The organism is Candidatus Kuenenia sp. (assembly GCF_039794105.1).
Taxonomy (GTDB): domain Bacteria; phylum Planctomycetota; class Brocadiia; order Brocadiales; family Brocadiaceae; genus Kuenenia.
Genome location: NZ_JBDIWA010000039.1, coordinates 1 through 22,058, shown reverse-complemented (window position 1 = coordinate 22,058; position 22,058 = coordinate 1). Strand labels below are relative to the sequence as shown.

Genomic DNA, 22,058 nt, shown 5'->3' with positions numbered 1-22,058 from the left:
AATTGATACAAAATAAGTTAATTACCATGTGGGTCACGATATTTTGGAATCAAGTCGCATCGCCCTAGCTCTTTCAGGGTGTCGCATGGACTTTGCCCGCCCTTCCAATACTGATACCTCAAAGGACTGTTGAACGGGATCACCAGAGAATCAAAGCTTGTCACGTAGGGCAAAACTTCGTCCGGACTGGTATTTTCGCCCATAATCGCCATACGCTCGTCAAGGTCATCCACCGGCTCAAATACCTTTTCAATTTTGCCTTGTTGAATAAACATCGTTGCTGCCGCTTCCGGTAAATCAATCACACTACCTGCTACCATTACCATCACTTCGCCTTTGACTTTCACCTTAAATTCGCTCACAACTTTGTACATTATTTCACCTCCAAAAATTCAATTTCAGGGATTTCATCATCCGCATTTTCACCAGAATTAAGCGTTAGTTTTTCATCAGAATTTGCTTGTACCCGCTGTGTTTTTTCTTGTTCCCCTGACACGGGTACACGGGTACAAGAATCCTCACAGTAACCATGCGGTTCACAGCCGGATTTGTCTTTCTTTTTTTGTTGTACCCCTATGTACTTGGGTACAAGGGTACAAGCATTTTTTTCAGGGTCATTTTTTTTGTCGTTTTGCTTGTACCCGGTTTCTGTTTTTTCTGGGGTACAAGTATTTTCTGGGGTACAAGAATAATGAAATGGATTGCCTTTTCCGCCCTTGCCTGTTCTAAATATTTGCCCCTCTTTTACCAACTGGCGAAGTGCTTTACGTTTTAGTGCGTTTTTTCCTAAAACCTCATCCATGACAACCTTTTCCACAACCGGTTCAACCTGTTTTCCCAAAAACTCAAAGATTGCATTTTCCATAGAATGAATATCCTGATCCATTTTTGCTCCACCGATATCAGTCGATCCAGTCGCCTTGTCAAAAACCAACACGGTTTCCGGCATGTCCTCGCCATATCGCTGCATGCTTTGGATTGTCCGATAGCCCTCGTAACGCTTCAAAAGAATGGTAGTGTCAACGCTGCCAAATATTGCCGTGCTGCCTAACAAACAGTCATCAATGTTACTGTCGCCTTTTTTACTGTGATGGACGGCAAGGATAGATACCCCGGATTCTCTTGCAAGCAAAATCAAAGGGTTTAAAGCGTTAGTTACCTCGTTGTAAGAATTGCCGTCTTTAAGCCTGATAAGCCTGAATAATGTATCCACCACCAATAACACCGGTTTAATGACTGTAATATCCATTGCGATTCTTTTAATGGCATCCACTGGCGCTCCGCCAGCGTATAAGTAGAAAGGGTCACTTGCGGTTAGACCCATCCCTCTTAAATGCTTTCGGATTTCAGAACGCTTGTCTTCCAATGCAAGATAGATAACCGCACCTTGCATAACCTCTCTACCAAAAAAAGGTAAACCCCTTGCAATGTTCAAAGCCATCTGTTTAACCAGTGTAGATTTCCCGACCTTTGGCTTTGCGGTTATGATTGAAAAACTCCCGGACGGTAAAAGCCCTTCAATAAGCCAGTCTGTGGTCTCTTCTGGCTCATTAAGAAGGTCGCCTGCATGTGTAAGACCCATTGTTAAAATTTCAACCTTGGTAGCTTCCCAGGGATTCCATTCAGCCGCACTTTTAGCAATATTCATTTTCCCTTTCCCCGTTGGGGTATAACCGGCCTGTTTTGCTAAAAAAACTATCGACGCAAATTTTACCGTGCCTTGGTTGTTCTTGTGAATGCTAGTGAAATACTTGTCTGTCTTTTCTCTGTCATAGTCAGCGCATTTAGATAGAATAGAGTGTGTGTATATCCGTCCAAGAGACTCGCCGAAAGCGGTTGACAGAGCGTGCGCTATCTTCACCCTGTCTGCGTGCCTGTGGTCGTCTACAAGGGTAACCCCGCTGGCGATGATGTCATCCATTGTCTCTCTATCTGACACGTTGCCATTGCTGGTCTGGTCGTGTCTTGTTGTAGGCGCCGTATCCTTTACAGCCGAAACATCCGGAACAACCATTTCAGCATTTTCATTGATAAACAACTCAGGGTCGTAAGAAATAAACCTTAACCGGCATACGTCTTTACACCCTTTGTCAACCACAAGCTCATACTTTTCCATGTAGTAACGCTCAAGAAAAAGAAAGCTTTCCAAATGCTTCGTTTTTTCTATTCGCACCCCCAATGCAAGACCATTACCCCGGCATGATGTGAATAGAAAATAAGTGTATGGATCTGCAATTAGCTCGTTTCGTATTTCTTTGAAATTTTCCACCAGGCATGGGTTATCCTTTGCGTCAAAGTCTAAAAGCAAAGCGCCGCTGTGTGATATCAGGCTTTCGGCATTTCGCTTACTGAAAAGACCCGACGGTGTGTAGCATGGTAAGGTGTTTTTAAATGCTTTTTGTGCTTTTCCGTCCTGCAACGCTCGAAGCTCTGTAATTTTTTCCTTCCACTTTCCATTTTTTATAGCAGACAAGATTTTGCCCATTTCAGTCGGTATGCCTACTGTATCTATAACGTCCTTGTAAATGCTTATTTTTGGCATGCCAGCGCCTCCTTTATTGCAGTTTTTACACTTCCCAATCCGATATTATTGCTGTCCATCCATTGCAGATAAGACGGGTCTTTACGTGCAATTTCAGCAATGGTCTTACCTTTGTATTTCCCGAAATAAAGCGCCGGTATACTATGCGGCAGAAACTTGATGAATTTTTTACACCCCGAACAGATAGCCTTTTTATGGCTACCAGTGGGTAAGGGAATTGTCGTGATTATAGGCTCACCAATAAGCCCGCAACTTTTGCAAACGATAGTTGATTTTTTTGCCATAGTCTGTATAATGTCCTAAAGAAGTTAACCCTTACTCAAAACCCTGTAAGCTCACCACTTGCAGGGTTTTTTTATTACATTCTCTCTCCGCTTCATGGCTTACCCTTTCACGCACGACATCTCATTTCATGTTCCCAACTCCTAAAAACAACCATAGAATAATTCCTAAATTCCATGGCTTTGCGTCCTAACCTCATGTTTGGTTTGCTATTTTTTAATTTTCTTTTGCCTGTTCCTTTTTGCTTGCTTCCTGTGCAAGCTCTTTTATGTTCAGCACCAAGCCAAGAGCCTTTGTGACCAGTGAACTCATGGTAGTGTTGTTTTCAACTGCATGAAGTTTTAGCTTCCTGTGTAGACCATCGTCCATCATCATCGTAAAGAAGTTTTTACCCATTTTTCTGCCTCCAAAAAAAACCAATAAAAAAGCCTAAATCACAGCGAATGCCATGATCTAGGCTATATTTAATAGATATTTATTTAAACTACCAGCTAATCACTATCACAGATATATCATAGTTTTATTCCTTATTATCCCTATGACGCAATGCTTTCGACATTACCCTTGATTTATGGGCATGGTAGCTCTTTAAGAATTGTTGCAGGCTGCTAACCGTTTTCGGAGATATTTGCTCTAATGCCTTATGAATTTCCTCAGCCATTGCCTTGGTTATTTGGTTTCCAGCTTCCCATCTGTTTTTACATAGGTAGTCCACGATTTCTTTTTTCGCACCACCTTTTAGCACCTTATTTGCCCTTATGTGTGTTTCACTATCCTTTTCCCTCGAAGGTCTGCAAAAGTAATCCATACATTCCTTTGAACAGAACACACTTGGTTTACCCCTCTTAACCTTATCAGACTCAAACCGCCCACAGCATGGGCATTGCTTAATCTTCACCTGTGAATCCTTCACCATCTCAAACACCTGCAATAACTGGCGGTAAATCTCAAGCTGAAATGGTTCTCTATGCGTGCATTCGTTATGAAGCTCCCTGATACACCGTCCCCATGCGTGCCTTTCATTGTTATCTGCAATAGCCCTTAACGCTTGCTGGCAATGCTCCCACAATATTAACCCCTGGTCATTGCTTACCCCCTCAACACCATGCTGGTGGCAGAACGCTTCGAACAGTTTCGGGTTAAAGAAGGTGTTACCAATGCAGACCGCTTTACCAGCCTCATTATCATATATAGTGCCATCCACTATAATAGAACGGTTAAGCTCATAACCCTTTATCTTCTCATCGATTTCAAGCTCGCCAAGACCCTCATCTTTATAAGCCATACGCAACGCTATAAGCTCACTCTCTGGTATCGGCTTCACTTCTGGTTCTTTAGTCGGTGTACGATTCAATTCCTTTTCAGGTCTATAACATGAGAGGGTCTTTTTAATGCAGTGGATATTTGCGAATTGTAATAGGAATTCTACTTGGTGTGATATGCTTTGCGGTTCTGGATATACTTCGTGCATGATGTCATCCTCCAATTAATGACCTCTCCAAGAATAGCATTAAGGGCAGGCTGTTGGAGTCAGCTTTTCGGGTGATCATCCCTAGCCCTTAATAAATGGATGAAGTTAACTGCTTATCCTTGCAACTTCTATTTTTTATCCATGTATATGGTCTCCAACTCTATTTCGTCACCTTTATCACCACTAAGAAATCTTTCTGTTGTGTTTGTTTTTACTGTCTTATAGCCTTTTTTGCGAAATGTCATAGAGTATTCCATATACGGCAAATCATAGAATTCGTATTCTCCTTTCCAACGATCTGTTTTGTCTTTATAAACTTTACCATCTTCTATGCCCTTTATTTTAACCCTTACCTTTTCAAGACTTCCCCCAGTCCTTTTTTTAACTTCTCCATAAAGTCTAACAATTATTTCATTAGTAGCGGCTGCGTTAGAATTATGGGTTATTAAACAAGAAATAATTGATGTCATAATAACACAGCTAAGAAAAAGTATTACCACCAGCTTTTTTTTCATTTTTATCATCCTTTCAGACTATGTTCGAACGGGTAAAATACGATAAGGCAAAAGTATAATAGCAATTCCAATTTTTGAGTCAACGCAAAACTGTGTGATACAGATAGCCCCTTTTAGAATTTTATCAACACGGCAACCTATAATAAAGGAAAGTCGGGTTCAAAAATCCCCCCCCACCCCCTCTCTCAGTACGTCACAGAAAGAGACCACCTGTTATTTACAGTCGTACCGCAGTCGTACTCCAAATAAAATATAACAAAAAGAAAACAAACTACACAATAACTCACATGCTTTCTAACCCCTGATTTTAAAGGCTACACAATAGCATATAAGAATAAACAAGAAAAGATAAAAACACCGCTAAACTGTGGTAGAAATTAATACTTGTAATGTTGAAATTGGTCTGATAATATCTTTTCAAATATTAAACAGTGCCACTCCTCTATCAATCGCAGGAACACATGATCAGTTTCAAACAAAGAGATATTATTTCTATCCTCCATTTCAATAAAGAAGAGATTTTATACATTCTTGACGTCACGAAAAGAATGGAACAAACCGATTATTCCCAAATCCTGAAGGGAAAGGTACTGTCCGTGCTGTTTTTTGAGCCTTCCACAAGGACCAGGTTAAGTTTTGAAGCCGCAATGAAACGACTCGGCGGTATGGTAATCGGGTTTGCGGAGTCTGGCGCCACGTCCATTGCTAAGGGCGAATCCTTCCGCGATTCGCTAAAGACGATTGAGGGATATTGTGACGTCGTTGTTCTTCGCCACTATCTTGAAGGAGCTGCACAGCTTGCCGCAGATATTGTTAATGTGCCTGTGATTAATGCCGGTGACGGTTCCAACCAGCATCCAACCCAAACGTTTCTCGATCTTTACACCATTCAAAAAACAAAAGGCATTCTTGATGGGCTAAAAATTGGCTTTTTAGGAGACCTTAAATATGGCAGAACGGTACACTCTCTCGCCTATGCCCTTGCCTATTTCGGAGCAGAAATGTACTTTATCTCCCCACCTAATTTAAGAATGCCGAATGATTGTATGGAAGAACTGAAGAAAAGGCGCGTAACATGTCATGAGGCAGAATCCCTGCAAGGTATCGGGAAACAACTTGATGTGATTTATTGCACGCGGATCCAGGAAGAGCGTTTTGCCGACCCGATAGAGTTTGAAAAGGTACGTGGGATTTACAGGTTGAGCAAACCCATGATTGAGGGATTGGGGGTAAAGGACGATTTAAAGATAATGCATCCCTTACCGCGTGTGGATGAGATGGACGAAAATCTTGATGGAACAAATTATGCGGTATATTTTGACCAGGTGCGCAATGGAGTGCCGGTGCGAAAGGCTATTTTGGCAGCAGTATTGGGTGCAATAGAATGAAACAGTTAGACGTTTCCGCTATCAAAGACGGTTCGGTAATCGATCATATCGACAGCAAGAGCACGTTAAAAGTCGCTGATATATTAAACATAAAGGCCGAAGAGGACGTGGTCCTTGTCGGCATGAACCTATCAAGCAAATGCCTGGGTAAGAAAGGCATTATAAAGATTGGGGGAAAGATACTTGACCAGAAAGAGGTGAACAAAATTGCCCTGATTGCCCCGAATGCCACGGTAAATATTATCAAAGATTATGAAGTGGTGAAGAAATTTGAAGTCATAGTGCCTGAGATGATTGAGGGTATCGTAAAGTGTTTTAACCCAAATTGTATAAGTAACTATGGCAATATTAAGACACGACAACACCTCCTCAGTAAAAATCCCATAAAACTGCGATGTTACTATTGTGAACGCGTTATGAGTGCAAATGATATTGTGTTGATTTAAACATGGCGGGTTTTCAATCGGTTATAGTCAAATAAATCTATTTTTCGAAAAGCATTACTGTGTAGGGGCGAAGCATTTGCCTGTGTACAGTATAACTCGTTCAATAGAGCGGAATTGGCGCGTGTACATCATTTTATGTCCTTGTCTTCTATGCAGGCAAATGCTTCGTCCCTATTTTATTAAAAGAGTTTTTCTGTAAAAAAAGAATGTTTGTGATAAATGTGTGGTTGTATCTTATTGGCGGTTTTGTGATTTTAATGATTGGCGCCGAAGCCCTTGTCAGGGGAGGTTCGTCGCTGGCATTGCGTTTAGGTATTACGCCACTGATAATTGGTTTAACAATTGTAGCATTCGGAACAAGTAGTCCGGAACTTGCAGTAAGCATTCAATCTGCCCTCAATGGTAACGACTCTATTGCTCTGGGGAATGTAATTGGTTCTAATATTGCGAATATTGGCCTCATCCTTGGCGTAGCTGCCATTATTCATCCAATATCAGTGCAGGCACAAGTAGTTCGAAGAGAGATTCCCGTTATGATTGCTGTCTCCATCGTGATGTGGGCGCTTCTTATGGATGGGCAATTGCAATATTGGGACGGCATATTGCTGACAATAGGAATTGTTGTGTATATTTACTATTGTTACTATCAGGCACGCAAAGAGAAGGAGCCATCTGTTCAACTTGAGTACGCTGAGGGAATCCCAATAATTAAAGGAAGGATTTGGATTCCTGTGGGGTTGATTGTAATAGGCCTTGTTATGCTTATTGGTGGTGGGACATTATTTGTTAAAGGCGCTGTGGAATTAGCAAGATATTTTGGAGTACGTGAGGCGATTATTGGACTGACAATTGTTGCGGTAGGAACCAGCATGCCTGAATTAGCAACTTCGGTGGTTGCCGCTATTAAAAAAGAGGGAGATATTGCAATTGGTAATGTAGTGGGTTCTAATATATTCAATATTCTTGGAATATTAGGCATTGCCTCTCTGGCACATCCAATGACCAGGAAGCATTTCAATATTGTTGATTTTGGCGTCATGGGGTTGTACGCCCTTCTGTTGCTTCCCTTTGCATGGTCGAGATTTTCACTGGACAGGTGGGAAGGTGCTTTGTTATTAGCAGGTTACGGTGGTTATATTTATTATCTTCTCCACAACATTCCTCCTGTATAACCTAAGCTGGACAAACCAGAACCAAACAAGCATGATATACTAAAGAGGAACCACAGATTAAACAGATTAAAAAATTCGTATATTTTTATATGACACGGAAACAAACTATTTTCGTATATTTTTATATGACACGGAAACAAACTATTATGGGACAACATCGCAGATAGTTTTTTCTCAATGAAGAATATTTATTAAACTAAACAATATGCCTAAAAAGAAACATTTTTCCAAAAGACATCATCCAAAAGGATTAGCAATACTTTATGAAGACGAAGACATACTGGTGATAGATAAACCGGCAGGTCTTTTAACGATGGGTACGGATACAAATAAGACAAAAACCGCTTATTACATGCTCAATGATTATGTGCGTAAGGGATGCGTTAAATCCAGAAAACACGTTTTTATCATTCACCGCCTGGATCGTGATGCTTCAGGACTACTCCTCTTTGCAAAGAATATAAGGTCAAAGCTTAATTTGCAGAGCCAATGGCAGAATACGGAGAAGAAATATCTGACGGTAGTTCATGGCAGGCTTGCAGAGAAAGCAGGAACTATCAGCACATACCTGGCGGAGAATAAGGCGCAGGTTGTGTATTCCACGTCTGACACAAAAAAGGGGAAATTGTCTCATACGGTGTACAGGGTTCTTAAAGAGACCAAATACTTCAGTTTGTTGGAAATTAAACTTTTGACCGGCAGAAAGAATCAGATACGGGTACATCTTGCCGAACAGGGACACCCGATTGTGGGCGATAAAAAGTATGGAAAAGAAAAAGGGGCTTACAAACGGTTAGCGCTTCATGCGTATTCGATATCTTTCAAACACCCGTTCAGCGGAAAGCCGATTACTTTTGAAACAAAGGCGCCGGGATATTTTAATAAACTGGTGGGTGGTATAGATGGTGAGGACAAACCTCTGCAAACCAGTGAAGAATAAAAGGACACAGGCGGTTGTTTTTCGAGACGTGTGTAGTCATGTCTTTTTTTTTGTAAAATGGCACATAATTAAGTTTTATACACCTTTATTTATATAAATGCCATGCAAGTAGCAATTCTTGGAGCAACAGGTTGTGTTGGGTATAACCTCATAAAAAAACTTATTACCTCCAATGAACATGATATCATTGCCGCATGCAGATCCGAAAACAAGACCGTCAAAGGTTTGGTTTCTGAGAGATTGACGTGGAGGACGGTGAATCTGGAATATCCTGAAAGTATTAGGGATTTTCTTCAAGGCGCTGAAGTTCTGGTATATTTGGTACATTCTCTAAAATCTTCCGGATTTGAGTCTCTTGATAAAATGTATGCTCATAAAACTGAGGAAGCGGCGTCTAAAACAGAAATAAAAAAGATTATATATTTAAGTGGTATTATTCCAAAGCATGGGAAACTTTCGCACCATTTGAAGAGCAGGAGGGAAACAGGGGAAGCGCTTGCAGCACACGGGATAAGTGTGGGCGAAGTCCGTGCAAGCGTCCTGCTGGGGACCTGCAGCGCCTCGTACAGGATGGTATATTACCTTGCGAAGCGCCTCCCCATAATGATAACACCAAAGTGGCTGAATTCCCTGTGCGCCCCCATTGCGCTTGAAGATGCCGTTGAAGTGCTTGAGAAGTTGATTAAAAGGGATATAAAAGGACATGAAATCTTTGAAATAGGATCGGATATAATGCATTATCGCGACTTGTTGTCCCTTTGCGGAAAATCGACACATGGTTATGCAAATGTCATTTTTCCCGTGCCATTTTTTGCTATTTCGTTATCGTCTCTCTGGGTAGAATTTGTAACAGGCGTCCCAAATTCTATTGCGAGGGCGTTAGCAGAAAGTCTTATAAATGATTCCGTCTATTCAAACAACCGATTTAAAGAAATTACCGGACACGACCCCAAGCCGGTTGAAGATGCATTGAAGGAATGCGCGGAACAGATGAAGAAAGAGCGGGAAGAACGTATTGCATCGTTTGGCTTGAAAAAAATGGGGTAATGCAATAACCACTGTACACTGTTTTTATGTCGTATTAGCGTCATACCTAATCACAAAAACACACCAACGCAGACAAAGAAACACAATAACAAGTTTAGACCGCAAACAAGCTAAAACACTGGTGAAGCAACACTAAACAACATCACACAATATTACACGCAACTATATCAAAAGTGCATAGAAACGGCACTAGAATTTCATTGACTAATTATTAATATATGCTAGACTTCCCAAATATTTACTTACAAGTATAGCGTGCTATGGTTTGTGGAATAGTTCTCTGCCAAATTAATTTTATGGAGAAAGAAATGAAGGATGAATACGCACCTTACAAGAAGCTGCTCCTTTCGCTAAGGGAAAAATTGGTTGGAAAGGTCGATTACATGCAGGAAGAGGCATTGAAAAAATCAAGACAAGATGCATCGGGGGATTTATCAAACGTTCCTATCCATATGGCAGATGTTGGTACAGACAACTATGAGCGGGAGCTGATGATTGAGCTTATCCAGAACGGAGAAGATAGTGTACGAAACATAGATGATGCACTGGAAAGGATAGAAGAAGGCACCTTTGGCATATGTGAAGCATGCGAGAAGAAAATTAACAGGGAACGATTGAAAGCGGTCCCTTATGCAAGTCTTTGCATAAATTGTCAAAGGGAAGAAGAACTTGGCAACATCTAATCAGCTATGAAGAAAAAAACAACTTCGTTTGCCACCACTATTGTAAGTGGCGTTTTTGCGGATATTGTTTCAAAATGGTATGTTTTTTCTCAACCAGACCGGTTTAAAAAAATATCAATCATTCCCGGGTTTCTCAATATAATACAAAGCGAAAACGAAGGTATAGTCTTTGGAATGTTTCCCGGGAAAGCCAATATATTTATTTTACTTTCTCTTCTGGCGATTGCGGCAATTTTATTTATTTATATTAAATCAGATAAAAATATCTTTAGTTCGAACGTTGCTTTAGGGCTTATTTTGGCAGGTGCTATTGGAAATTTGTGGGATAGGATATGGTTTAAATGCGTGAGGGATTTCATTGATTTGCACCTGGGCGAAAAATATCATTGGCCCACCTTCAACGTGGCGGATAGCTTGATTTGTGTTGGCATTTCGCTAATGGTCTTTACCTCTTTTTCTTCTTCAAAGCATAAAAAGTCAGGACAATAGGTTATTTTGTCGTTAGCAGGCGATAACGTTCCAATAGGTCGAGAGTGATTTTTCCCGGTTTGCCTGTGCCTATCGTTCGCCCGTCGATTTTTACAACAGGTATAATTTCTGCGGCAGTTCCTGTTAAAAAACATTCATCTGCAAAGTACAAATCATATCGCGTCATTAATTCTTCTCTTACGGTAATTCCCATATCTTTTGCGAGCTTCATGACGCAGTTTCTTGTAATGCCAATTAATATGCTGGCGCTTTCCGGAGGAGTGAGAAGCGTGTTATTTTTAAAAATAAAAATATTATCCCCGGAACATTCTGCCACATAACCATCTTTGTTGAGCATCAATGCCTCGCCTGCATTTGACCGTATTGATTCAATTTTCGCCAGGATATTATTCAGATAATTAAGGGACTTGATTTTTGGGTCCAGGGATGAGTAATGGTTCCTTATGGTAGTTACCGTAACTATTTCCAGTCCGTTTTCATAAAGGGCTTTGGGGTATAATTCTATCATATCTGTAATGATAATAATTTCTGGAGTGGAACACTTATTGGGATCAAGGCCAAGTTTTCCGGTGCCGCGGGTAACAACAATTCTTATGTAAGCATCCGTTTGTTTATTTGCTTCTAAAGTATCTTTTATTGCTTTTACCATTTCCGGTTTTGTTATGGGAATGGTAAGGTCAATGGCTCTGGCAGAGTTGTAAAGTCTGTCAATATGTTCATCCAGCGCAAATATATTTCGATTGTAAACACGTATGCCTTCAAAAACTCCATCGCCATAAAGGAGCCCGTGGTCAAATACGGATATTTTTGCGTCTTCTTTTGGAAATAATTTACCGCTTATATAAATCTTTAATCCCATTGTAGTTCTATTTACTCCTTTCACATGCTGTTTAATGGATAATGCGGCCGTCTGTTATTTTAATAACCCGGTCTGCCTGGTCTGCCATGCTTTGATCGTGCGTAACAATGACAACTGTTTGATGCATGGTTTTGTTCAATCCCCATATCATGTCTCTGATTTCATAGCCGGTTTGTGTGTCAAGATTTCCTGTAGGTTCATCGCACAATAACAATTCCGGTTGATTGATAAGTGCTCTTACAATTGCTACCCGTTGTTTTTCTCCACCGGACAATTTAGACGGCTTGTGTGTTAATCGGCCGCCCAGCCCTACCCTTTCCAAGAGAGAAACTGCCCGATTATGAAAATCTTCCTTTGACGGCTCATTTTTTGAAAATTGTTTTCCTATAAAACAGGGGAGCAAAACATTTTCCAATGCAGTAAAATCAGGCAGAAGATGATAAAACTGGAAAACAAAACCAAAAACGCGGTTGCGCAATTCAGCTTGTTTTGACGGACTTAACCGGGATACATCATTCCCTTTGTAAAGTAAAGAGCCGGAAGTTGGTGTATCCAAAGCCCCGAGGATATGCAATAATGTGCTTTTCCCGGCGCCTGAAGCACCTACGATTACAACAATTTCACCCTTTTCAACCGACAGGGATATTTCACGCAAGACGGGTAATATTTGTTCACCGCTTTTGTATTCTTTGTATATATTTATAGCTTGTAATAGCGTATGGTTGTTATCGTTAACAGTTGGATTTGACATGTTTGCGCTAAAAGGTGAACTTTTCGAGGTAACTATATCACACAGGTAACTATTATTCAATTATTAATTTAACGCACTTTATGATGCGGAGTCAATCCCTCTGTTGGCAAGGGTATCTGCGAGAGAATTTTCTTCTCTGGGAACATGAGATATCTCCCACAACGGCAGAGTTTTAAAAAGTGTCATGAGTTTTTTATGGAGAGATATCAGAGTAGGATTTTTTACCCGATAGATGCCCTTTACCTGCCGTACCAACAGTTCGCTGTCAGTCTTGAAAACTACTTTGCAGGGGTGGTAAGAGACGGCTTTTTGGGCGGCAAGAATCATGGCTTCATATTCTGCTACATTGTTGGTGGCTTCTCCTAAAAATTTACCGATTTCTTCAACAAGATGATAATTGCCATCAAAAATTGCAATGCCGGCGCCCGCCCTTCCCGGATTTCCCCGTGAGGCGCCGTCTGTATGAATGATTAATGTATGAAACTTCTTCTTTGCTGATAAAGAATGAGGGGAAGGAGCAATGGATGTTCCCGCCTCACTGTCCCCGGAGGTTTTTTGAAAAAAAATATCAATCATTTCATTTGTGATATGTGGATTTTCCCGGATGAGCCGTTTTTTGTCAACGTATCGGGATATGAGAGATGATAATGCCTGCAACTTTATTTTTTCCATGTTAGCTTAAGCTGAATGTATGCGGATATTTTACAAACCACATTCTAAAATTCAGAGGCAGGAATGGCAATTATTATTTAAAGTATTTTGCTGTTTGCCTATTATATGCTGTTTATTATAATGAGGCGGGTTTGGCTGTTGAGGGTGCATTGGGTAAAAGTATGTTTTAAGAATCATACACGAAGAAAGGACAGAAAATGATTTCAACTACATCGTTCGAAAATGAGATTCAGTCAATAAACAGGATAGTACAATATTTAAAAGGGGCGCCAAATGTCATCAATTCCACTGATTGGACATTGCGGCGTAATGCAGAAAGGCACGCTTTGTTTACACAATTTGGAAATATCGCAGTCCATTCTACCGTAAAGAATCGCAGCGCTAAATTAACCGTGTGCATAGGAAGTCCTGAAGTATGCCAAACGTCTCTTCATCCCCTACAAACAGAAATAGTGAATAATCTCGCAAAAACATTGGACTCTGTTGAATTATATATAAGAAAAGCGCCATTTGTCAGGATTAACCGGAATATGGGTGACAATCGTGAATTCTCGCCGAATTGTACTATTTTTGTCTCCATACAACGTCCTGAAATGATCCGCCTGGCATATATGGCATGGGCCGCTCTCTTCCCGCCAAAGCAGGAACAGGAAACAGAGCCTAAACAATATATAATATATATTCCCGAGTGGCAGGAGAGCGCCAGGCAAATAGTAGTCTTTCCGGAAATAAGCACTACGGTTGTCCTGGGAACAGATTATTACGGCGAATCCAAAAAAGGGTTCCTGAGAATGGCTATGTGGAATGCTAAACAAAGGGGGATGCTCGGCCTTCATGCCGGCGCTAAGATTATAAAAGCAAGGGGAAGCGATGGCGGCATAAAAAAATACGGGATGCTTATTTTGGGGTTGAGCGGTACGGGCAAAACAACCCATACATGCCATACCCATGATTTAAGCGATGAGGGTGAGGGCATTGAAATATTACAGGATGATGTGGTATTTCTCAAAAAAGACGGCTCTGCTTATGGTTCCGAACGCGGGTTTTATTTAAAGACGGAAGGATTAGACGCCGTTTCTCAACCAATTATCTACAAGGCCTCAATATCACGGAATGCCATCTTTGAAAATGTCATGGTTGATTATGAAGGAAATGTTTTTTTTGATGACTATACACTAACGAGTAACGGTCGTGGGATTATGCTCCGGAGTGATTTACATCCGTATATTTCAGATAGTATTGATTTACCGGCTATTGATGAAATGGACGGATTAATTGTTGCATTCATTACACGTCGCCATACGGTTGTTCCTTTAGCGGCGAAACTTACTCCGGAACAGGCAGGAGCGGTATTTATGCTTGGAGAATCGATTGAAACGTCCGCTGGCGACCCGAAACGGGCGGGGGAGTCTGTCCGTTCCGTAGGAACAAATCCATTTATCATAGGTGATAAATCCTATGATGGAAACTGGTTTTATGATTTTGTAAAGCGAAATGAAGATAAGGTGCAATGTTACCAGTTAAATACAGGGGGAGTAGGGGAGATTATTGAAAAACTGCCGGATGGAAAAAAGGTAACAAAGCGCAAGGTGAAGCGTGTAGAGATTGCAGAAATGTCAGCGATAATCCGGGGCATTGTTCGCGGAACCATCAAATGGGAAAATGACAGGCATTGGAATTTCGAGTCGCCTGCATACGTTGATGGTATAGACATTTCCAATTATAGGGTTGAGAAATTTTATGATGAGGCAAGTATTGCGCAACAGGTGTCTGATTTGAGGCGTGAGCGGATTGAATACATTAAAGGGTTTGACAAATTAAATAAAGAAATTGTTAAAGCGGTAGAGACAATATAGAGAAAGCAATTGGTGTTATAATATTTCTCAGGATAAAAAACCACGAAACCGCTGAACGGAGAAGACGGAGATAGTATGGTTTTTCGATTAGAAAATGGAATGGACACACAAATAAATGGTATAAATATTCGTTTGAAAAAATGTATTTGTAAATCCTGACGGCAGGTATTTTCCGCAAAAGAAGGAGAACTATGTCCCTTCTACTCAAATGGATATGACAAATATGGTAAAAATCTTAACTGAGTGGGGGAGAAGCATTTGCTTGCATATAAGAGAGGGACGTAAAATGCTGTACATGCGCTAGCTCCACTCTGTTGAAAGAGTCATACTGTACGCAGACAAATGCTTCTCCACCCACTTTAATATCCACATCAAAATTCATATCAAACAAGCAACATTTTTTTTCATATAAATTTCAAACTCTTGATCTGGTGGCATTTGATTTGATACCACTATGTGGCAAACATCGCTATTATTGGAATTTTTCAAAAACCTAAAGCGCTACAAATGCCGCGGTATTTATTTACCCGACCTGCCGAAAACAATGAAACCCTTTATCCGTTTTTGATTGAGAAAGTAAAAATACCTTATCAGCAAGACGGCTATGAAAGAAGTTGTGAACAGGGAATCTGAGCGTTATACGCTAAATAAAGGCGTCGCTATCGTTGTGCATACTTTTGGGTGCACTAGAACAGGTGTACCCATTTTAGGGTATTGGTAAATAAAAATTATTAGTATATCATAAAAAAAATAGATATTTTCTGGCAGATAAAAAAAGGAAAATAATAACCGTCCTAATGCCAAATTGTTTTTTTGTGTCGATAAATATTGATTGAAAGTGATTTCCAAAGGGGGGACGTATGAAAACTATTCTCGTCGTAGAAGATGATAAAAATCAACGCTCATGGTACAAACAGGAATTGGAAATGGAGGGGTATAATGTTGTAACCGCAGGGGACGGCGCAGATTGCATAAAAATGGTAAATGATTATTTACCGGACATAATAGTAATGGATATTGTCATGCCTAAGATGGATGGACTTGCATCTATGGGGAAAATTTTAAGCGAGCATAGAAAAATACCAGTCATTATCAACACGGCATATAGTTGTTATAAGGCAAGTTTTTTGTCATGGCCGGCCGATGCATACCTAACAAAATCCTCTGACCTTAAAGAATTAAAAAATACGATAAAAGGAATCCTAGGGGAAAATGGTGGAACATTTAATAGGGTTGATCATTCACGCCAGTAGTAATGGATTGTTACAAAATGGTATAGATTTAGTTTTGTGAAAAACTTATGAGAATCTGTATTTTGCAGTTACCGACGATGCTGGAAATTATAGTATTGAAGGTGTTCCACCTGGTAAATATGTGCTAAAAACCTGGCACGAAAGGCTTATGTCTTTGTCCAAAGAGGTTGTGGTGGAAGAGGGAAAGACGGTAAGTGTTGATTTTGAACTTAAAAGGAGGAGGTAGAGTATGGTTTTTGAAAGGAAATACGGTATAAGTCTTTTGACAATTGCTATATTATTTTGTGCAGGATTGAAGTTTTCCCATGCGCAGGAAGGCACGATTTCGGACAAGCCAATTATAAAACAGGAAAGTTGGGAATCCAGTTATTCTTCAGTCATAGAAGAACCGATTGATAAGGTTATTGAACATGATAAAGCAAAGAAGGACGGCATTATGAAACGCCATATGGATTTGCTTAATGAACGCTACGATCTCTCCATGAAAGTAACGAATGGCGTCACCATGTCACGTGGAAAACCTTTGCCGGTAGGGCCAACTGCGCGGTTGAAAGAGGGAATGTCATGGGAAAAACTGTCAACTATGACGCCGGAAGAGATAAAAGAAAAAAATGTATTTCCGTATCTTCCTCTGCCCCATCCAAACCATGCCACCGGCGGGATGTTGTTTTCTCAAATACAGGTGAAACAATTCCCGCGGTTGAAGCGCTTTGATCTGGATTTTGACATACCGGAGCATTTTTTGCCAGAATTTCCGCCTGCCATGTTTCTTACTATCCATAAGGATAAAGGGGATGTGTCTCAGGGAAAAGTGGTGACTTTGGAAAACTATTATGAATTGTTTAATGGTCTTTTAAATCCTAAACAACTGGAGGGCCTGCGGCTTTTGGTAACACAGTTTCCTCAGCAGCAGTTTAATGCAACCGCTGACAGGAAGAGTGAAAAGCCCAGTCAGGGAGTAACCTGTTTTGATTGCCACCTGAATGGACATACTACAGCAGCCACGCATCTGGCTGGAGATAACCGTCCGCAATCGCATAGAAATCGCATCGATACCCCAACATTACGCGGGGTTAATATTCAGCGGCTTTTTGGGTCGCAACGCGCATTAAAATCCATCGAGGATTTCACTGAGTTTGAGCAGAGAGCTGCATATTTTGACGGAGATATTCTGACGGCAATAAAGAAAGGTACAAACATTCTTGAACGCGGCAGCCAGGTACATTTCATGGCAGAGTTTCAGTCGCTTCTGGATTTTCCTCCAGCGCCAAAACTTGATATTTTTGGCCGCCTAGATACAAAAAAGGCTACCGATTCTGAAATAAGGGGACAGGCAATATTTTTCAGCAAAGGAAAATGTTTTAAATGTCACCCTGCACCATACTACACCGATAACCTGATGCACGATCTTCAGGTTGAGAGATTCTACAAGCCGCAGGTGATCAATAGTCAGTATATCCGCGCAGAAGGGCCTATCAAGACATTTCCTCTCAGGGGAATTAAAGATTCGCCCCCTTATCTGCACGACGGGAGATTGTTGACGCTGGAAGATACTGTTGAATTCTTTAACCTTGTGTTAGAAACAAACCTGAATGCGGAAGAGAAAAATGATCTCGTTGCCTTCCTGAGACAATTATGATGGTATTTGTTCCGGTTTGAAAACAACATCTGTCGTATAAAAATTAAATGTTTTTCCTGATTATAGCGTGTCGCAAGTGCGACATAACGGTTGCTGTTCAGAGATAATAAAGAAAGGAGAGAATGCGAAATGAAGAAGATAAGTGTGATTGTAGCCGTAGTGGTAATAGTTACTGCCAGTATGTTAACAGAATCCTTTTCCCAGCCCAAGGGGGGTGGGGGTATGAAGTGGAAAGGAAGTTGTGGCTGGAGTACAAGCGGACAATACGGGAGGTTATTTGATCCGGCTACTGTAGAGACCTTTCGCGGTGAGGTGACAAATGTAGATATCTTTACCCCTCAGAAGGGCATGTCCGGCGGCGTACACCTGACGGTAAAAACGGATAAGGGAAAAATTCCGGTTCACCTTGGCCCTGAATGGTATATCGAAAACCAGGATACGAAGATTGAACCGAAAGACATGATTGAGATCAAGGGTTCAAAAATAACGTTGGAAGACAAAACTGTTATTATTGCTGCTGAAATTAAAAAAGGAGAAGAAATCCTGTTACTTCGGGATGACAATGGCGTTCCTGCATGGGGCGGCTGGAGAAGGGTGGTTAGTTGGAAAGGTCAGGGAGGCTGGGGAGCAGGGAGTAATTATGGGAGAATGTATGATCCAAAGAAAATTGAAACCATTTCAGGGAAAATAACAAAAGTAGAGAGAATAGCCCCCATGAAATCGATGTCGGGCGGTGTGCATCTGACGGTAAAAACAGATAAAGAAGAAATCCCTGTTCATCTAGGTCCCGCCTGGTATATTGAAAACCAGGAAATTGCTATTGAACAGAATGATATGATTGAGGTCAAAGGCTCGAGGATTAATTTCGAAGGGAAACCGGCAATCATTGCCGCACATGTCAAGAAGGGCGATGCTGTATTAGCGCTTCGCGATGAAAAAGGAATTCCCGTATGGAGCGGATGGCGGAGAAAGTAACGTTGCTGTTTTTCATGCAAATAATAAATAATGTAATAGTTCAGCCCCTCTCAAGATGGAAGTTAGAACTTTGTCAGCAATTTCTTTGCATTTTTTGGCAAAGTATTTAATAGTGAAATACGAAATGCTAAATGCTAAATACGAATCCACCCCCTGCACCCCCGCCCCAGCGGGGGACATTATCCCCCTTTGGAGGAGGCAAGGGGGAGGATTTTGAAATTTGTTTCGGATTTCGGATTTCGTGATTCTTATTTTTTATTTATAGGTGGGTGAACTATTGCCAAATGCTCAAATACCCGGCAAGGAGAATTAACATGTATTTCAAACAAATTGAAACTCCGGGGATCGGTTGCCTTTCTTATGTGATTGGTTGCACCACCGCAAAAGTTGCGGCGATTATTGATCCGAAAAGAGAGATACAGGAATACCTTGATATAACCAGAAATCAGGGAATGAAGATAACACACGTTATCGAAACGCATATCCATGCCGATCATGTAAGCGGTAATTTAGAAATCACCGCCCGTACAGGCGCTGATATCTATTTTTACGAGAAAGCGCCCGTTGCCTTTGAACACAAGACTTTAAAAGAAGGAGACACTATTGAGTTAGGTACGGCAATACTTGAGGTTCTCCATACTCCCGGACACACGCCGCATTCCCTCTCTCTTTTAGTGAAAGACACAAGCAGGTCGGAAGAACCATGGTTTATTCTAACCGGTGATCTTCTGTTTGTCGGAGATATAGGAAGGCCTGACCTGGCAGGTAAAGAACTTTTAGAAAAACAGGTAGAAAATCTTTATGAAAGTATTTATAAAAAATTAGGCAAATTACCCGATCGTTTAGGGGTTTATCCGGCACATGGACAAGGCTCTCTTTGCGGAAGAGGAATGAGTTCTAAAACCAGCACAACGCTGGGATATGAACGCCACGCGAACCCTCTTCTACATCTTGATTCTTTAGATGAATTTAAAAAATCTTTAATGCAGGAATACCCTGACAGGCCAAAGAGTTTTTCTCACATTATATCAATGAACATGAAAGGTGCGCCATGGCTGGATAAATTCAACGATGACAGGCCGCTGACGCTATTGCAATTTCGTGAAGCACTGGAAAGAGGAGCTCAGATCATTGATACAAGGGATCCACCTGCCTATGGCGGCGTACATATTCCGGGAAGTATTAATATCGGCTTTGGGAGTCAAATGGCGAATTGGATCGGTATGGCGGTGGACCCTGAGTCGAACATCCTTCTGGTCTTTACCGAAGACACAAAGTATAGAGATATGCGCTCCATCCTTTACAGGATTGGTTACAACAATGTTATTGGATATTTGCAAAGCGGCATTTCGGCCTGGCAGGAGCAGGGGTTCCCTATACAAAGACTTCCTCAGATATCAGTTCAGGAATTGCACGACGAAATTAAGAGTAGTACGTATCAGCATATAATAGACGTCAGGTTTGAATCCGAATGGAACAAAGGGCATATAGAAGAAGCGGAGCTTTTGCCGCTATCGGACATGCTTCTTAAAGAAGTGGATTTGCCCAAGGATGAAAAAATTATCGTTACCTGCCGTGTAGGATATCGCGGGAATATAGGGGCAAGTTACTTACAACTACATGGCTATACAAACGTACACAACCTTGCCGGTGGAATGCAGGCATGGTCCAATGCCGGGCTACCGTTAAAGGTATGAACGTATTTATGAAAAATGAGCGCCGCCCGCTATTGGTTATGAAACACTAAGCAGGTGAAAAATGACAAAGATAGTACGGATGAAATCGGAAAGTTAAAAATATTAACGAAGGAGGTTTAACATGCGTACAAAATATTATATTCTTTTATTGATACTGTTTTTTGGCGGTTTTCCTCCGTTCTTTATCTCAAATGTTAACGCGGAGGGGACATATCGTATTAAAGGTGTTTTTGTAGAAGGGTGCAGTTGTGATATACCCTGCCCTTGCGAATTGATTTCTTTCAACATGGGGTGCCATACAGTGGCCGCTCTGTCTTTGGAAGAAAGCATATTTAAGGGCATAGACCTGGCAGGGGTAAAAATTGCATACGCAACGAAACCGGGAGATTGGGTGCGTATTTATGTTGATGCAAAAAATGAAGAACAAAAACAAGCAGCTATCGCATTTGCAAAAATCATTTGCGCCGCATATGGTAAGATAGAAAGCGCTGGTAGCGCGAAAATAGCATTTTCCGGCAAGGATGGTAATTTTGCTGTGACTGTTGATGGCGGCAAGATTATGGTATTAACAACGGAACCTGTGCTTGGAGGGGACAACGAAACCCCTGTAATGCATACAAACACCAAAAGCAAACTTAATCCGGTATTTATGCAGGGAAGAGTTGTTTCTGCCAGTTTTCATGATGGAGAACGAAAATTTGAACTTAAAGGAAGTAACTCATACTTTAATACAAACATGAAATGTGAGGGCTATTTGGCGGTGCAAGAAGAGGTGAGATGCCCTCTGTGTCATATGCCGCTGGAAGGGAATGAAAATACTGATTACCAGATTACCTATACCAATGGTGAAACCGTATCATATGTATGTCCACACTGTGGGTTATGGGAACATGCAAGAAATAAAGATAAAATAGCATCCGTCAGGGCAAGGGATTTTATTAGCGGTGAATGGATGGATGTTTCAAAGATGTACATGCTCTTTGACAGCCGTGCCGTTCCTGCTTGTTCTGATAGCTGGATCGCCTTTGGCAAAAAGGATGAAGCGGTAAAATTCCAAAAAGGATTTGGTGGAAAAATCTACACATTTGAAGACGCCCTTGAAAAAAGAGGCAAACAACCATTAGGGCATTAGTATTTTTCATAATAAGCCTGATTGTACTTGAGAATTAAATACTTAAGGATTTCAAACCGATTATGTAATGGCAAGGCGAGCCTTGCTACGACATTAAATGTTTAGGGATTTCAATATTTTCAGTTAAGCAATGAACAAACCCACCCCTCAAACCCCTCCTGTAGAGACGCACGGCCCTGCGTCTCTATATCAAATTCCCCTATTGAGAGGGGTAAGGGGTGGGTAAAAATGAATGCCGGTGGGTTTTTT

22 protein-coding genes are annotated in these 22,058 nt (G+C 41.1%); 13 read left to right on the top strand and 9 right to left on the bottom strand.

Annotated elements, in window-relative coordinates; genetic code table 11:
* Positions 1-17: 17 nt before the first annotated feature.
* From ABJL82_RS14495 to ABJL82_RS14470, 6 genes are all read right to left on the bottom strand, one after another.
* Positions 18-374 carry a hypothetical protein gene (locus ABJL82_RS14495; protein ID WP_347275415.1) on the bottom strand — a complete coding sequence of 119 codons (357 nt, stop codon included), beginning with the start codon at positions 372-374 and terminating at the stop codon, positions 18-20.
* Positions 374-2,542: an AAA family ATPase gene (locus tag ABJL82_RS14490; RefSeq protein ID WP_347275414.1), complete on the bottom strand. Its 2,169-nt coding sequence runs from the start codon at positions 2,540-2,542 to the stop codon at positions 374-376. The genes ABJL82_RS14495 and ABJL82_RS14490 overlap by 1 nt, the downstream gene beginning before the upstream one ends.
* Positions 2,530-2,826 carry a hypothetical protein gene (locus ABJL82_RS14485; protein ID WP_347275413.1) on the bottom strand — a complete coding sequence of 99 codons (297 nt, stop codon included), beginning with the start codon at positions 2,824-2,826 and terminating at the stop codon, positions 2,530-2,532. Before ABJL82_RS14485 ends, ABJL82_RS14490 begins: the two co-directional genes overlap by 13 nt.
* A 214-nt stretch (positions 2,827-3,040) precedes the next feature.
* Positions 3,041-3,220 (bottom strand): hypothetical protein, encoded by a 180-nt coding sequence (locus ABJL82_RS14480; RefSeq protein ID WP_347275412.1) that lies wholly within the window; start codon positions 3,218-3,220, stop codon positions 3,041-3,043.
* Positions 3,221-3,344: 124 nt separating this feature from the next.
* Entirely contained in the window at positions 3,345-4,295 is a 951-nt protein-coding gene (locus tag ABJL82_RS14475) for a hypothetical protein (RefSeq protein ID WP_347275411.1), read from the bottom strand.
* A 128-nt stretch (positions 4,296-4,423) separates the two neighbouring features.
* Positions 4,424-4,810, bottom strand: a complete 387-nt coding sequence (locus tag ABJL82_RS14470; protein ID WP_347275410.1) for a carboxypeptidase-like regulatory domain-containing protein — start codon at positions 4,808-4,810, stop codon at positions 4,424-4,426.
* A 464-nt stretch (positions 4,811-5,274) separates the two neighbouring features.
* On the opposite strand from ABJL82_RS14470, the gene pyrB reads away from it, so the two are divergent.
* From pyrB to lspA, 7 genes are all read left to right on the top strand, one after another.
* Positions 5,275-6,198, top strand: coding sequence for an aspartate carbamoyltransferase (gene pyrB, locus ABJL82_RS14465; RefSeq protein ID WP_347275427.1), 924 nt, complete (start codon positions 5,275-5,277; stop codon positions 6,196-6,198).
* Entirely contained in the window at positions 6,195-6,644 is a 450-nt protein-coding gene (gene pyrI, locus ABJL82_RS14460) for an aspartate carbamoyltransferase regulatory subunit (RefSeq protein WP_347275409.1), read from the top strand. The genes pyrB and pyrI overlap by 4 nt, the downstream gene beginning before the upstream one ends.
* A 215-nt stretch (positions 6,645-6,859) precedes the next feature.
* On the top strand, positions 6,860-7,816 hold the full coding sequence (locus ABJL82_RS14455; RefSeq protein WP_347275426.1) for a calcium/sodium antiporter: 957 nt from the start codon (positions 6,860-6,862) through the stop codon (positions 7,814-7,816).
* 205 nt (positions 7,817-8,021) lie between these two features.
* On the top strand, positions 8,022-8,756 hold the full coding sequence (locus tag ABJL82_RS14450) for an RluA family pseudouridine synthase (protein ID WP_347275408.1): 735 nt from the start codon (positions 8,022-8,024) through the stop codon (positions 8,754-8,756).
* A gap of 102 nt (positions 8,757-8,858) precedes the next feature.
* On the top strand, positions 8,859-9,803 hold the full coding sequence (locus ABJL82_RS14445) for an NAD(P)H-binding protein (RefSeq protein ID WP_347275407.1): 945 nt from the start codon (positions 8,859-8,861) through the stop codon (positions 9,801-9,803).
* Between the two features lie 308 nt (positions 9,804-10,111).
* Positions 10,112-10,486 (top strand): TraR/DksA C4-type zinc finger protein, encoded by a 375-nt coding sequence (locus ABJL82_RS14440; RefSeq protein ID WP_347275406.1) that lies wholly within the window; start codon positions 10,112-10,114, stop codon positions 10,484-10,486.
* Between the two features lie 6 nt (positions 10,487-10,492).
* Entirely contained in the window at positions 10,493-10,975 is a 483-nt protein-coding gene (gene lspA, locus ABJL82_RS14435) for a signal peptidase II (RefSeq protein ID WP_347275405.1), read from the top strand.
* 1 nt (position 10,976) lies between these two features.
* Here the strand turns inward: lspA and ilvE are convergent, their stop codons facing one another.
* The 3 genes from ilvE to ABJL82_RS14420 all read right to left on the bottom strand — a co-directional run bounded on the left by ilvE (position 10,977) and on the right by ABJL82_RS14420 (position 13,257).
* On the bottom strand, positions 10,977-11,834 hold the full coding sequence (ilvE, locus tag ABJL82_RS14430) for a branched-chain-amino-acid transaminase (protein WP_347275404.1): 858 nt from the start codon (positions 11,832-11,834) through the stop codon (positions 10,977-10,979).
* A gap of 31 nt (positions 11,835-11,865) precedes the next feature.
* Complete coding sequence (locus ABJL82_RS14425; protein ID WP_347275403.1) at positions 11,866-12,585, bottom strand: ABC transporter ATP-binding protein; 720 nt, start codon at positions 12,583-12,585, stop codon at positions 11,866-11,868.
* A gap of 78 nt (positions 12,586-12,663) precedes the next feature.
* Complete coding sequence (locus tag ABJL82_RS14420) at positions 12,664-13,257, bottom strand: ribonuclease HI family protein (RefSeq protein ID WP_347275402.1); 594 nt, start codon at positions 13,255-13,257, stop codon at positions 12,664-12,666.
* Positions 13,258-13,454: 197 nt separating this feature from the next.
* Here ABJL82_RS14420 and ABJL82_RS14415 point away from each other — a divergent pair, with 197 nt between their 5' ends.
* The 6 genes from ABJL82_RS14415 to ABJL82_RS14390 all read left to right on the top strand — a co-directional run bounded on the left by ABJL82_RS14415 (position 13,455) and on the right by ABJL82_RS14390 (position 21,809).
* Entirely contained in the window at positions 13,455-15,113 is a 1,659-nt protein-coding gene (locus ABJL82_RS14415) for a phosphoenolpyruvate carboxykinase domain-containing protein (RefSeq protein ID WP_347275401.1), read from the top strand.
* An 860-nt stretch (positions 15,114-15,973) separates the two neighbouring features.
* A complete protein-coding gene (locus tag ABJL82_RS14410; protein ID WP_347275400.1) occupies positions 15,974-16,366 on the top strand; it encodes a response regulator in 393 nt (130 codons plus the stop codon).
* Between the two features lie 229 nt (positions 16,367-16,595).
* Positions 16,596-18,005, top strand: a complete 1,410-nt coding sequence (locus ABJL82_RS14405) for a cytochrome B6 (RefSeq protein ID WP_347275399.1) — start codon at positions 16,596-16,598, stop codon at positions 18,003-18,005.
* 129 nt (positions 18,006-18,134) lie between these two features.
* Positions 18,135-18,980, top strand: coding sequence for a hypothetical protein (locus tag ABJL82_RS14400; RefSeq protein WP_347275398.1), 846 nt, complete (start codon positions 18,135-18,137; stop codon positions 18,978-18,980).
* 314 nt (positions 18,981-19,294) lie between these two features.
* Positions 19,295-20,677, top strand: a complete 1,383-nt coding sequence (locus ABJL82_RS14395) for a rhodanese-like domain-containing protein (protein WP_347275397.1) — start codon at positions 19,295-19,297, stop codon at positions 20,675-20,677.
* Between the two features lie 121 nt (positions 20,678-20,798).
* Entirely contained in the window at positions 20,799-21,809 is a 1,011-nt protein-coding gene (locus ABJL82_RS14390; RefSeq protein WP_347275396.1) for a nitrous oxide reductase accessory protein NosL, read from the top strand.
* Positions 21,810-22,058: the final 249 nt, after the last annotated feature.